General features: G+C 41.8%; 9 protein-coding genes and 1 pseudogene. 5 read left to right on the top strand and 5 right to left on the bottom strand.

Annotated elements, in window-relative coordinates:
• Positions 1-452 (bottom strand): annotated as a pseudogene (locus Q0541_RS06840) (hypothetical protein); the annotation flags it as partial.
• Between the two features lie 286 nt (positions 453-738).
• Here Q0541_RS06840 and Q0541_RS06845 point away from each other — a divergent pair.
• From Q0541_RS06845 to Q0541_RS06855, 3 genes are all read left to right on the top strand, one after another.
• Positions 739-3,135, top strand: coding sequence for a TIM-barrel domain-containing protein (locus Q0541_RS06845; RefSeq protein ID WP_298907395.1), 2,397 nt, complete (start codon positions 739-741; stop codon positions 3,133-3,135).
• Positions 3,136-3,321: 186 nt separating this feature from the next.
• Positions 3,322-7,320, top strand: coding sequence for a PAS domain S-box protein (locus Q0541_RS06850; RefSeq protein WP_298907398.1), 3,999 nt, complete (start codon positions 3,322-3,324; stop codon positions 7,318-7,320).
• 856 nt (positions 7,321-8,176) lie between these two features.
• Entirely contained in the window at positions 8,177-8,791 is a 615-nt protein-coding gene (locus Q0541_RS06855; protein WP_298907401.1) for a LuxR C-terminal-related transcriptional regulator, read from the top strand.
• 8 nt (positions 8,792-8,799) lie between these two features.
• Here Q0541_RS06855 and Q0541_RS06860 read toward each other — a convergent pair whose 3' ends face one another.
• A complete protein-coding gene (locus Q0541_RS06860) occupies positions 8,800-9,324 on the bottom strand; it encodes a DUF4168 domain-containing protein (RefSeq protein WP_298907403.1) in 525 nt (174 codons plus the stop codon).
• 109 nt (positions 9,325-9,433) lie between these two features.
• The gene (holA, locus tag Q0541_RS06865) at positions 9,434-10,423 is read right to left on the bottom strand and encodes a DNA polymerase III subunit delta (RefSeq protein ID WP_298907405.1); all 990 of its coding nucleotides are present in this window, start codon (positions 10,421-10,423) and stop codon (positions 9,434-9,436) included.
• 200 nt (positions 10,424-10,623) lie between these two features.
• Here holA and Q0541_RS06870 point away from each other — a divergent pair, with 200 nt between their 5' ends.
• Positions 10,624-11,412, top strand: coding sequence for a DUF1868 domain-containing protein (locus Q0541_RS06870; RefSeq protein WP_298907406.1), 789 nt, complete (start codon positions 10,624-10,626; stop codon positions 11,410-11,412).
• A gap of 307 nt (positions 11,413-11,719) precedes the next feature.
• Here Q0541_RS06870 and Q0541_RS06875 read toward each other — a convergent pair whose 3' ends face one another.
• Together Q0541_RS06875 and Q0541_RS06880 are read right to left on the bottom strand one after the other, a co-directional pair.
• Positions 11,720-12,505, bottom strand: coding sequence for an RDD family protein (locus Q0541_RS06875; protein WP_298907408.1), 786 nt, complete (start codon positions 12,503-12,505; stop codon positions 11,720-11,722).
• A gap of 45 nt (positions 12,506-12,550) precedes the next feature.
• Positions 12,551-13,396, bottom strand: a complete 846-nt coding sequence (locus tag Q0541_RS06880; protein ID WP_298907410.1) for a hypothetical protein — start codon at positions 13,394-13,396, stop codon at positions 12,551-12,553.
• An 80-nt stretch (positions 13,397-13,476) separates the two neighbouring features.
• Between Q0541_RS06880 and Q0541_RS06885 the strand changes: the two genes are divergently transcribed.
• Complete coding sequence (locus tag Q0541_RS06885; RefSeq protein WP_298907412.1) at positions 13,477-14,430, top strand: stage II sporulation protein M; 954 nt, start codon at positions 13,477-13,479, stop codon at positions 14,428-14,430.
• The last annotated feature ends 3 nt before the right edge of the window (positions 14,431-14,433 follow it).

Below are 14,433 nucleotides of genomic sequence, written 5' to 3' on the forward strand. Positions count from 1 at the left end.
GGGACAAAAGTGTCGATAAATGCTCCTGTTTGCCCGTTGTAGCGTAGAACACTATTACTTGTGCGGCTGTTAATACTGGTAACGTAGAGATTGCTGTCAGGTCCAAAAACCAAGTCTTCAGGTGAATCTAGTCCACCACTACCGGAAGGAACAAAGGTACTAATGAAATTCCCTGTTTTTCCGTCGTAACGTTGGACGTTACCGCTCAAAATACTACTAACATACAAATTATTATCGGGTCCAATAGTTAAGCCAGTGGGTCCCTGTAGTCCGCCACTACCGGAAGGAACGAAGTCATCAATGAATTCTCCCGTTTTTTCGTCGTAGCGCAGAACGGAGTTATTATTAAAACTCCCGACTAAAAGTGCTGCATCAGCTCTTGGGGCTATCCACCCTAGTAATGCAAAGCTTATTAGTGGGAGGCTGATATAACAAAAGTTGAAAAATCTCATAATTTTGTTAGCTCCTACAATCATAATTACTTAATACAGTTAATCATAAATTTGTAGCCTCTCATTTGTCCTGCTTCCCCTGCCTGCCTCAACGGATAAATTTCCTTAATCCAAGCGTATTGGTATTTACTGTGGTAATGACACAAACTTGTGCATTACAAAAACCACTCTTGGTAAAAAATATCTGCTAATCTTTCACCCAACTTCTAGCGAAAGAAAGAGTTTCAGGCTGAGTATCTCTGTAATCATGAAATGCGGACAAGTATTAACCTGCTTAATAACTGATATGCCGCAATATTTCGGAAAACTACCCACTACTAACCAACCTTGGACAACAGTTAGCAATGTAAAAGCTGTAACCTGGGACAATAATATTATTAATTTTGACTGTGGTGACTCACGCCTTACCATCAGCGTACTTGCTCCCAATTTAATCCGTGTGCGTTTTGCACAAACTGGGGAATTTATGCCTCGCCGCTCTTGGGCAGTGACGCTGGATGATGCAGAATGGGCGACAACACCTTTTGCAGTCCGGGAAACTGAAGCGACGGTAGAAATTGAAACAGCACAGATTCGTGTGTGCGTCCAGCGAGAAAAATGTCGCATCGCCTGTTTCGATAAAGATAATCGTCCCTTTGCCCAAGATGCAGAGATGGGTATAGGTTGGCGGATGGGCGCAGTTGCAGGGTGGAAAGAAATTGCAGCCGATGAACATTTCTATGGCTTTGGTGAACGCACAGGCTTTCTAGATAAACTCAGTGAAGTAAAAACCAACTGGACAACGGATTCTTTAGATTATGATGCACTGAGTGATGAAATGTACCAGGCAATTCCATTTTTTATGGCTTTGCGCCCCCAGGTAAGCTATGGCATCTTTTTCAATACCACTTTTTGGAGTCAGTTCGATATCGGTGCTGAACAACCAGGTATTTGGAAGATGGAAACTCGTGGCGGTGAATTGGATTATTACATTATCTATGGCCCCGAACCAGCCCAAATCCTAAACACATATACTCAGCTAACTGGGAGAATGCCATTACCGCCGAAATGGGCGCTAGGTTATCATCAATGTCGCTGGAGTTACGAATCAGAAACCGTTGTCCGGGAACTAGCAAAGGAATTTCGCCAACGCCGCATTCCCTGCGATGTCATTCACCTCGATATTGACTATATGCGGGGCTATCGGGTGTTTACTTGGAGTCCTCAGCGTTTCCCCAACGCCGCAAAACTTATTAGTGATTTAGCACAGGATGGTTTCAAAACAGTCACAATCATTGATCCTGGTGTGAAATATGAACCAGAAGGGAATTATGATGTTTTTGATCAAGGATTAGAAAACGACTATTTTGTGCGTAAAGCCGATGGTACGTTGTTCCACGGCTACGTTTGGCCTGAGAAAGCTGTTTTTCCTGACTTTTTACGTCCTGATGTGTGTAACTGGTGGGCTGATTTACACAAAAGTCTAACTGATGTTGGTGTGGCAGGAATTTGGAATGATATGAATGAACCTGCCATCAACGATCGCCCCTTTGGTGATGAAGGTGAAAAAATTTGGTTTCCCCTAGATGCACCACAGGGGGGAGATGGGGATAATTCTCAATCCAAAATCCAAAATCGTTCGACTGAGCGAAGCCGAAGTCCAAAATCTAAAATTGATGTGACTCATACAGAAGTGCATAACTTGTATGGGTTGATGATGGCTAAAGCTTGTTATGAAGGATTGGAACGGCATCGAAGCTCTGAGCGATCATTTGTGTTAACGCGATCGGGTTATGCTGGTGTGCAACGCTGGTCTTCTGTGTGGATGGGGGATAACCAATCGTTGTGGGAGCATTTAGAAATGTCTCTACCGATGCTTTGCAACATGGGACTTTCGGGTGTGGGGTTTGTGGGTTGCGATATTGGCGGGTTTGCTGGTAACGCCACAGCTGAATTATTCGCTCGGTGGATGCAGGTAGGAATGCTGTACCCAATGATGCGTGGTCACTCGGCAATGTCTACTGCTCGTCATGAACCTTGGGTATTTGGCGATCGCGTTGAAAATATCTGTCGAGAATATATTAATTTACGCTACCAATTACTTCCCTACATTTATAGTCTTTTCTGGGAAGCAGCAACAACGGGCGCACCGATTTTAAGACCCTTATTGTACCATTTCCCCAACGATCCGAAAACCTATAGCCTCTACGATCAAGTATTGCTAGGTGCGTCGCTGATGGCTGCACCAATTTACCGCCCTGGAGTTGAGCATCGATCTGTCTATTTACCCCTTGGCACTTGGTATGATTGGTGGAGTGATGAGCGTTATGAAGGCCCGATTCACATTCTTGCTCATGCACCACTAGAAAGAATGCCACTGTATGTCCGCAGCGGTGCGATCGTTCCCATGCAACCTGTCAGGCAATACGTTGAGCAAGCCCCACTCGATGAGATCAGATTACGGATTTGGTCTGGTAATAACGAATACCAGCTATTTGAAGATGATGGACAGACAAACAAGTATCAAGATAAAAGTTTTTCGCTAATAAATATAAGCGTATTTACAGAGGCAAACCAAACAGTTGTGGAAATTGGAGCGAGAGTTGGAGAATGGACAGCACCGCGTGAAGTGATTGTAGAACTTGTTGGTGTTGGAGAGCAACGTTTCCAAGATGATGGTAAGCAACGTAGCCTGCAATTCTGATAGACCACAAAGGTGGTTCAAAAAACCACCTTTATTTCTGATTTTCAATTGTCCAAGAAAAAATATGCATAAGGGTAGATGAAAAGCAAGTCAAAGGGTAACATACAATACAAAGGGTAGAAATAGTTAAACCGTAAGAAATACGTAAATTTACTACGCTAGATAGATGCGGTTAGAGAACACTCAATGTTAAATATTAACCGCTTGCGGTTGCAAGATATATTTAAAATCCCTACAAATTTACTTGTAGGAAAAGTTGCAAGTGCGATCGCTGTTTTTGTTGGCAGCTTGGTACTAGTTGGCTGGTGGTTTGGCATTGAAGTTCTCAAGCGCGGCTTCCCTGGTAGTCCGGCCACAATGAAAGTCAACACAGCGCTGTGTTTTGTGCTGTGTGGTGTGTCGCTGTGGCTGTTTTTAAGAGGAGGGGGAAACAATTCAAAATTCAAAATTCAAGTTGCGCTGGAAGCGCACCAAAGGTGCGACTCAAAATTATTTCCCCACTTCCCCACTCTTCTAATTTCTAGGGTCTGTGCAATAGCGGCTACCACAATTGCTGTGCTTACAGTCTGTGAATATCTGTTTGGCTGGAATCTTGGTATTGACGAACTGCTATCGCGTGATTCGCTAACTAGCATAGCGACATTGCATCAGGGGCGAATGGGGGTGAACACAGCAGTGAACTTTATGCTGGTGGGCGTCGCCCTACAGATTGTGGTTAATCCAAAAACCGACCGCAGTTATTGGTATGCCCAGATTATCGCTCTGATAGCTACTTTAATTTCCTTTCAAGCGCTCATGGGCTATGCCTATAAAGTGAAAGTTCTCTACGGACTTGCCCCTTATACAACATCAATGGCCTTACACACAGCGGTGTTGTTCAGCTTACTAGATATAGGCATTCTCTGGGCGCGACCAGAACAGGGGTTAATGAGGGTAGTTACAAGTGATACCTACGGCGGCTTACTTGCACGTCGTTTATTAATTGCCGCGATCGCAGTACCTTTTATACTGGGGTGGATAATTGTTGAAGGTCAACGGGCAGGACAATACGATCCAGCTTTTGCAGTATCGGTGTTTGCGATCGTCCTGATTGTGATTTTTACTGTTTTGATTTGGCAAAGTGCGGCGGTTATTGAACGTCTCAGCCATCAACGTGATCTTGCCCAAGAAGCACTGAGAACCTACGAAGCTAAACTGGGGAGTTTTGTTGATGCTAACGTTATCGGCATTCTGTTTGGTGACGTGTATGGCAGTATCCAGCAAGCAAACGACGAATTCTTGAGGATGATTGGTTACACGCGAGAGGATTTGTTAGCAGGCAGGCTAAGTTGGAGTAATATCACACCACCAGAGTATCTATATTTGAATGAGCGAAGTGTCGCCGAAGCACAAGGAAGCGCCAACGGTGCTTGTATGCCTTACGAGAAAGAATACATTCGTAAGGATGGTAGCCGCATCCCAGTTTTAGTTGGTTACGTGCTGCTAGGAGAAAACCGAGAAGAATCAGTAGCATTTATCCTCGACTTGAGTGAACGCAAGCAAGCAGAAGCAGAGCAACAAAAATTAGTATCGTTGGTAGAAAATAGCTCTGACTTTATCGGCATCGCCACCCTTGAGGGTGAATTACTCTACATAAATGATGCAGGTCAAAAACTGGTAGGGCTTGCAAGCCTTGATGAAGTGAGGCGAAAAGCAGTATTAGATTACGTCATGCCCAAAGACAAAGCCTATTTTCAAGAATATATACTGCCGACTGTGCTATTACAAGGGCGCTGGCAAGGAGAATTCTGTTTTTGTCACCTCCAAACAGGTCAACCGATACCAGTTGATTACAACATCTTCACTGTTACAGACAACAACACAGGTCAGCCAATTGCCTTAGCAACTGTGACTCGCGACATTAGCGAACAAAAGCAGGCCAAGGAACAAATCTTACAACTAAACAAGGATTTACAGCGCCGCATTACTGAGTTACAAACTTTGTTGGAGGTCATTCCCATTGGAATTGGCATTGCTGAAGATCCAAAATGCCAAAATATCAAGGTCAACCCTGCTTTTGCCAAGCAGTTGGGGATATCGTCAGATACAAATGCCTCCCTCAACGCTCCCAGTGACGAAAAATCGACAAGCTTTAAAATCTACCGAGAAGGAAGGGAACTGTCAGCAGAGGAACTGCCAATGCAATACTCTGCCACTCATGGTGTCGAAGTTCTGGATTGTGAACTCGATGTCGTCCATGAAAATGGAAAAATCGTCAACCTGTTGGAGTATGTTGCACCCCTGTTTGACGAAGAGGGTAAAACTAGAGGAAGCGTCGGTGCATTTTTAGATATTACGGAGCGCAAACAGGCAGAGGAAGTACTTTTAAATCAGCAAAAATGGCTGGAGGATGTGTTAAATCTGATGCCCAGACCGTTGCTGTTTATCGAACCAGGAACGGCGCGGGTAACTTTTGCCAATCGCTCTGCTGACGAATTAGCTGGGGGCGAATTTCCCAAAGGTGTACCAGCCGCAGATTATCACACAGTTTACCACTACACAGATGCAACTGGCGATCGCATCCCCAATCAGCAAATGCCAGGAGTGCGGGTTGCCCTTGGCGAACGCCTGAATGGATTGGAAGTAGACTGGCACACTCCCGGTGGTGTCCGCTCTCTACTAGTATTTGCTGATACCCTGCCAGCAATGCACGGTCATCCAACTACCTGTATCTTGGTGTTCCAAGAGATTAGCAACCTCAAAAAGGTACAAAAAGCACTCTTGTTAGGTTACAAAAGGCTAAACCTACTATTTGATACAGCTAACGATTTACTATCGAGCCAACAACCAGTAGTACTAATCGATAGCGTCTACCGAAAACTAAAAGACCAAATTAGTTTAGATATTTACTTTAACTATTTGGTTGAGGATAACTCTCAGATATTGCAATTGGGGTCTTACAGTGGCATTTCCCAGGAGATGGCAAAGGAAATTGAGAGGTTGGCATTTGGTCAAGGGGTTTGTGGTACTGTAGCGCTCTCACGCCATCCCATAGCTGTAGAGAATGTGCAGCAATCCACTGAAGAGAAAACAGAATTGATTCGCTCTTTAGGCATTAGTGCTTATTATTCATACCCATTGATTGCTCAAGGACGGCTGTTGGGTACTCTTTCTTTTGGCAGCCGCACTCTGTTAAGCTTCACCGACAATCAAAAGGGGATGATGCAAGCAGTATGCGACCAAATAGCGATCGCAATGGAACGGGCTAGTTTAATTGCTTCTTTGCAACAACAAACTGAGGAGTTGCAAGATGCTAACCGCATGAAGGATGAATTCTTAGGGATATTGTCCCACGAGTTGCGATCGCCCCTCAATGCCATCCTTGCCTGGGCGCAATTACTGCAACGAAGCAAGCTCAGTGAAACCCAAATGGCTAGGGCTACGGAGACAATTGAGCGCAATGCGAAGGCGCAAACCCAGCTAATTGAAGACCTGCTGGATGTATCACGGATGATTAGAGGTAAGTTACGCCTCAATGTTGGTAGTTGCAATTTGGTTGGGATAATTGAGTCAGCCATTGAAACTGTTAGTCTAGCCGCCCAGTCCAAGGAAATCGATTTGAGATTTTCCCTGATTCCCTCAAAAGAAACGCGAAATGCGCCACCGGGGATACTCCCCGTAGTTACTTTCGCGCAAAATTCCGATTTGGGATTAGGAATCAATCGCGAAAATCTAGAATCTCTAGAAGCACAATCCCAAACCAATCAACACTCAAAGGATAGCAAGTTTAGCGAAAATTCTCAATTCTTAATTTCCGGGGATTTCGAGCGTTTGCAGCAAATCATCTGGAATCTGCTATCCAATGCCATCAAATTCACACCCGTAGGAGGACGGGTAGAGGTGCAATTGTCAGTAGTCACTGGTGAAGAAAAACAACAGACAACGGATAATGCCCAAATTCAGGTGATTGACACAGGCATTGGTATCAGTCCTGACTTTCTTCCTTACGTCTTTGATTGCTTTCGTCAAGCTGATAGTTCTAACACTAGAACCTATGGTGGATTAGGACTAGGATTAGCGATCGTGCGTCATTTAGTAGAATTACATGGCGGTACTATCCATGTAGATAGTCCAGGTAAAGAGCAAGGAGCAAGGTTTACAGTCAAGCTACCACTTTTGAAAAGTCGCCCCCTCGCAGCCTCGTAGCCTCTCCTCATACCCTATTCCCTTCTTCCTAATATCAGAATTTATACAAAATTCCAAATTTTCCCCAATTACCAATTACCAAAAAGCAGTTTTTTCCTTTGCAATTTAGTGTAGGTGAATACCTGCATTAGAAAAATCTTTATATGTATATTTTTATTTCAATATGAATAATTATTTTGTATTGGGGCGATCGCTATTTAGTAGAAGCAGCTTCAATAGGCAATGCAATGACTCCCATTAAAAAGGCTTGCTGTTTTCTACTCCATTTTTTTAGCGGTTCCCAAGTGCATAAAGTACACAAAACCTCACCCATAACCCCTCTGGGTGAGTTTGGAGAGAGGAGATACTTATTCTTTATCAAGGTGAGGTACAGCTTAACCTCACTCTTTTATTACTCTCATTAGAGAATATTTAAAACTTTGTTTCTTTATGCTTGGTTCCTAACAAGGATTTTTTGGCTTTGCTTATCAAGCGAGGCTTTGAAAAAGATTCAAGGTGAGCATTTTATTTTTCTCTCCTCAGAGACATAAAAGAGCGTTAGGAAACGCTATAAGGAGGTGACTACAGGCGGAGAGAACTTATCCAAAACTTATTGGAAGCAACTTCCGAAATAGGCAATTTTAGAGTTGTATTTAAATTATGTAACCTGAGTTAATCCAAACAGGCTACATAAATTGTTGTTTGGGTATTATCAAAAAACTATGTTAAAAATAACACTTGTATCCCTGCTGTTAGCATGATTGTTCTGTAATATTCACGTAATTTATTCAGATAATCATGTAAAAAAAAGATGTGCATCTTCCAACTACCATAAATCTAACTAATAAGCAGTATTTGATACATTACAATACCTCCTATGATTGCTCTAACAAAGACATTAGTACAAATAGTAGCTGAACCACAACAGCTAGATAGTATTAACTTACATGAGTCGAAGCGAGCTAATTTTTTACAAGAAGTAATTGAAGGCTTAGAAGACGGTATATTAATTTTAAGCAAGGCTGGTAAAGTGATTCATGCTAATGCATCTGCTCATCGCCTTTGTTGTCAATTTAATCAAGGCAATTTTAATCATAATTTTGTACCCCCAGCCATCTGGAATCTTTGTAAATCGTTAGTCAATAGTAGGTATTTGTTTTCTGATAAACTGCTAATTCTGTCAGATGAAATTGTGCTTGATAAGTCAAATATTTTTCGTATTAGGGTGAGATTGCTAGATTTAGATGGGTTTGAAGTGCCTTGCTTATTAGTGACCATAGAAAACCAATATGAGTCTGTGAAAAATATAGCACTCACTGAAGTTAAAAAATTTGACCTGACGCCGCGAGAAGCTGAAATTTGGTTTCTCTATAGAAGCAACTACAGCTACAAAGAAATTGCTAATAAACTTTACATCACCATCAACACCGTGAAAAAGCACATGAAAAATATTCACACCAAGCGACAAGCATCTCTTGTACTTGAAGAGTAATATCGCAATCATAATTGGTTATGCAAGTTGGGGCACAATGCTGTGTCCCTACTTGTATTCGGAGCTTTTTGTAGGCATAATAAGGTATTGGAAACCTGCTGTTTTAATAAGATATTGTTATTTTGTAGTTCCATAGTAATTTTGTTGAACTGATCATTGCTCAAACCATTATCTTTGACAATTTTTTCAGAGAGAGTACAGAAATTCTTGGCGATATCTTGAGCCTTTGTTGGAAGATCCTTTATACTGTTAGGATCGTTACAAACAATCTTGGGAATTTCTCCATTGCCAATAAGTTTTTTAATTTCTTCAAAGGCATTTTGACGGGCTGGCTCGATTGCAAGCACGGCTTGAGCGTAACTGTTGATTTCAGTATTGTTGACTATTGGTGTTGGAGTTTGACCATCAGCTTTTAAACTCAATGAAAACGCGTTGGAAATCACACTCACAGTAGCGATCGCACCGAAAAAGAATGATTGGAAAAGAATTCGCTTTCGGCTAGGTCGGAAAAAGAAGTCAGAAGTTTTCTTCATATAGTGTGTAACACAAAACTACATCAGGGATATTATAAGGACTTGGAATTATTTTCGGAGTTGGAAGTTCCAGCTACCGCTGAATACATCAAGCTTTTATATTTGATTGTTAACTTCCTCGGCATACTTGACAAAGTTCGATGACTTTAGTCTGGAGTGTTGACATTTCTGATGCTCCTTGCTTGAGGCTGACTTCTAACTCCAGTAGTAGGGGTAAGCAAGAGATTAACTGTTGCACAGAAAGCAGCCTAATTTCTTGCTGTAAGAAGTAGATCCGTTTGGGATTACCGATATCAGCAGCAATAGCGATCGCTTGTTGATTGCGCTCACCACTTTCTATCATAATCTTCACCCATACCCAGGTGCGAAATTGTCCAATTAGTGTGGCAACTATCCGTAATCCCGGTTCGGCAGCATTGATCAGATCCGCCAACGTTGTCAAAGCTTTAGCTGTATCTCCTGTTCTGATTGCTGCTGCTAATTGTAAGCTATTTTGAGTAGTATTTCTTACTAACTTCGTCACGGTATCTACATCTAAAGGCTTGTTGCTACCTTGGGCATATAACCGCAATTTCTCTATTTCATTGTAGAGTAACCGTGTATCATTTCCTACAGATTCTGCCAACAGCTGGGCAGTATTGGCAGTCAGTTTCACGCCCACAGTCTGGGCTGCTTGATTAACAGATTGCACCAGCAATTCTGTTTTCCAAGGGGGAATGAGGGGAAATTCTCGGAATTCGGTAGCAAATTGTTTTAACAATTTCGTGGATTTAAGGCGTTCATCTGGCTTGTTGCGGCTGGTGAGCAATAAAAATGAGTTTTCGGGAATGACTGATAGCGATCGCACCAATTCTGCTAACACATTGTCTGGACAGTGTTGGCACAGAGTAGTATTTATCAGCCATACCAAGCGCCCACCAGCGCCAAAAGTGGGTGTCATCACCTGATTTAACCCCTGGATAGCAGCATCAGCTTGATCTGGGGGAAATGAAGTGTAATTAAAACTGATCCATTGGGGATCGAGGACGCGATCGCGCAGCATAGCGATCGCCTTTTCTATGGCAAAATCATCTTCACCCCAGTAAACATAGATTGGCATAGATAAACCTCATTGGGCATTGAGCAAAACAGTTCCGAATTCTGAGTAAATAAGTGAAATTCCCTACTTCTTTACTCAGCACTCCCCACTCCCCACTCTCTCAACTATCACACCCAGAAACTAAATACTTTTGAAATCATTCTGTCAATCAAGGTAATTTTCCCTAAAATCTATCAAGTGAGAGCGTGAGGCTATGAAGATTGGACGACAACTATCAAACTTACTTAAATCGGTTAGCACGACTGACGCTGCCAGAAGCTTACAGATCCCAAGTCCAGCATATTCAGGAATCTTCTAAATTCCAGCCACATTCTGGGTTGAGACAAGCAGCGTCCTTTCCTGGCTATACGCTAACTACCCCGCCGGCAGAAGAAGAATCACAAAACTCTGCTTTCTATGCCAAATTACAGACTTACCAACAGGAACTTTTACAGTTGCCTGTAAACCCTAATTTGATTGTACCTGTACCTCCTGCTAGCTTCCATCTGACTTTAGCGGATTTAATTTGGGACAGTGCTTACCTTGACGCCTACGAAAAAAATCCCAATTTTGACGAGGAGTTACACTCTTGTTTAACCGAAATATTTCAGCAATATCAACAATTGATGACAAACAGGAGTCATCTAATTCAATGGCAAATGCTGGGACTGATACTGATGCCAAGAGCTGTAGCTGTTTGTTTAGTACCTCAAGATGAACGCTGCTACGAGGAAATTATTAAATTTCGCCGAACAATTTATCAAAATCCCAAGTTAATTGCTTTGGGTATTGAGCAGCATTATCACTTCACAGCCCATATTACATTAGCTTATTTTGGGGAGGTTTCATCTGACTTAGACCGCACAAGTTTCAGTACAATGCTTTCTGAATTGAATGAAGAATGGCTGTTGAATTTGCCAGAATTTTTGATTGATCGCGTCGAATTGCGGAAGTTTGACAATATGACACGCTATTATCGTGAACCAGACTGGCCAATTTTAAATTTTTGACCTGATTCGCGGATCATCTTCACAATAAACGTAAGAATGTAAGAATTCAGCATTCAGGAGTCAGGATTTATCAGGAGTTTAGTATGATCGGTATATTCATTCATCAAATATTCTCCTGATTCTTTAACTATTCGGACTCCTGAATTCTAACTTCTGAATTATTTAACATTAAGTAAGTAGGCAAGAATAAATCAAATTATGTTACCCAATGTAAAATTAATTAAATTGGCTTGTATTAAGCGGTTCTAGTCCCTAGTTAATTGAGATGGTAGCTGGATTTATGCCATGCTGTACTAGTTTTTTTATATCAAAATTCTGGTTGTTTATAAACGAGGTAAACAGCTTCTAAAAATACATCAGGTGTAACAGCTTCTGGTAGCTTTTCTAAATTAATAATAGTTTGAACTTGCTCGGCTAACTTTAGAGATAGTGAAGCTCTTGCCTTTAATGACATTGCACCACGTCGCTGTAAATACTCACGAATAACAGCAAAATCATCGGGTAACAATTGCGATAAATCGGCAATTTCTACTAACTGCTGATTGAGTACCTTTGCCTGTTCTGAAATTGTCAATGTCGCAGATGCAGTAGGTGTTTGTGCTTGAATCACAATTGTGCCAGCTGCTAAATCACCCAAACGCTTTTCGCGACGGCCCAACATAATTAAAAAAGCGCCTATAAATAAAGTCTCATCAAAGGGTCGGAGTAAAGCACGTAGCGTTGCTTGTTGTAGCCCGATGAGTCTACCGTCATCTCGAACCACGCGAATTTTAGCAAACCGTTTACCAGGGGTTTGCCCAAACCATAAGGTTTCAAAAAATACAAAATAGCTGATATAAATTGCAAAGGCGATAATGAAGAAGATTGCTAATAACCAAACTCCTAAATTTTTGCCATTAGTAAAAAAGTCTTCAACAAAATTTAATAGTTGCGTCGATAAGACGCTCCAAGCAAGGACAAACAGAAGCAAGGTTACAATCAAGATTGTATAATCAATCAGCAGTGCTAAAGCTCGATTGCCGATTCCCGCTAAGGTGAATTCCAACTCTACACTTTCTGGAGTCTGGAATGTGATGCGATTAAAAAAGCGCATATTTTAACTAATTGAAAATTAATAGAGTTGAATTAACGTATTGAGTTAACGAAAATCTTGTAAGGGAGGTTCTCGTAACTGCAAACCTAAACCCTCACGCCGAGTCCGCAAGTCCAAGTATAAAACAGCTTTTAGTGCTTGCCAGAATGGCATTACTAAAACTCCACCTATTAAGCTGCCGATCAAAGAAATAACATACACAATCCAGTAAATAATAGTACCTTGCTCAAGCTTTATGAGGAATAAACTAGGTATATAGTTTAATACAAACATTAACGGTAGTGTAACTAAAAAAGCAACTAAAACAATGCCCTGAATGCGAAGTACCGAGGCTTTAGTTAACTCCCAACTTCTAGCAACACTTTCGCTACCATTAATATTTTCCTCAACTGCTAGTGGTACTTCAGCTACTACCCAACGAGAGTAGAACCAGGTTAGTCCCAACACCACAATTACTGTAAAAATTATTGCCAATGTAGTTACGACTATAACGCCTGTACTAGCACCAAATATCCTTCCTAATACTACTCCCAGCAAGCCAGCCAAGATACCAGCTGCGATCGCTAGTCCAAAATAAATTAAAAGTATTGATATTCCTACCTGAAAACCAACTCTTAAAAATGACCACAGACGCTGATTAACATGGCTGCTGGCAGCTTGGACACTTTCAGGTTGGTAAATCAATTCTCCAAAAGCCAAGCGTGAAATTAGTCCAGAAATAGCTGCATATTTTGCCCAGCCATAGATCGGAACTATAATCCACAAGTGAGCAATTAAAGCCAGTTTCAGATAAGTCTTCAGATGAGAACGATACAATCGCACCGCAGCACTGACAACATTTCCTACACTCAGTGGTTGTATCTGACCGGGAGATCCAAAATTTTCAGACATAATGGCAACTTTCCCTTGAAAGTACGGAGATGAATTTGAGGATATTTTAAGCTAAGTTAAACTCAGTGTTCCCAAAATTCATGAATATTCAACGTTGGATTGCGCGACGAGAACCGAATTGGCAGCGTTTGGATGCCCTATTAAAGCAGATAGAAAAAAAAGGGCTAAAGTCCCTACAAGCAGCAGAAATTAGAGAGTTAGCGAGTTTATATCGTTCAGTAGCAGCAGATTTAGCTCGTGCCCGTACCCAGCAAATCAGCAATACTTTGATACAAAGTTTACAATCTTTAACAACTCGTGCCTATACGCAGATTTACCAAGGTTCGCGGCGACAGGAATGGCAGGCAATCTTAGAATTTTACTATTGGGGATTACCATCTGTAGTCCAGAAAACATTTGCATATATTGCTACTGCAACGGCGCTGTTTCTACTGGGGGCAGTAGTAGCTTGGTGGTATTCCTGGCAAAATCCTAGCTTTATGTCGTTGATAGTACCTGAAAGTTTGATTACCAAGGTGCGAGATGAGCATAAATTGTGGATGGGGTCAATTGTTGGCGTTGAACCTCTGGCATCCAGCGGTATCATGATCAATAATCTGTCGGTATCTTTTGGTGCTACTGCTGGTGGGATCACGGCTGGAGCATATACAGCCTACTTGATGGTCTTTAATGGCTTATTGATTGGTGCTGTTGGTACTTTGGTGGGTCAAAATAATCTGGCTTATCCTTTTTGGGCGTTTGTGTTTCCGCATGGTTCTTTGGAATTACCCGCCATCTTTTTTGCTGGGGGTGCAGGATTTTTATTAGCAAGAGCAATTTTATTTCCTGGTAAATATCGCCGTGGTGATGCACTGAAATTCTATGGTTTTCAAGCAGTGCAGCTAATATTTGGGATTGTACCAATGTTAGTTATTGCTGGTGCGATCGAAGGCTTTTTTTCACCTAATCCCAGCGTACCTGAGCCGATTAAATATTTTACAGGAATAGGATTATTTATACTTTTGGTGCTGTATTGTAGCCGCAAGCAAACATGAAAT

It is taken from the genome of uncultured Nostoc sp. (assembly GCF_937863485.1).
Classification (GTDB): Bacteria; Cyanobacteriota; Cyanobacteriia; order Cyanobacteriales; family Nostocaceae; genus Nostoc.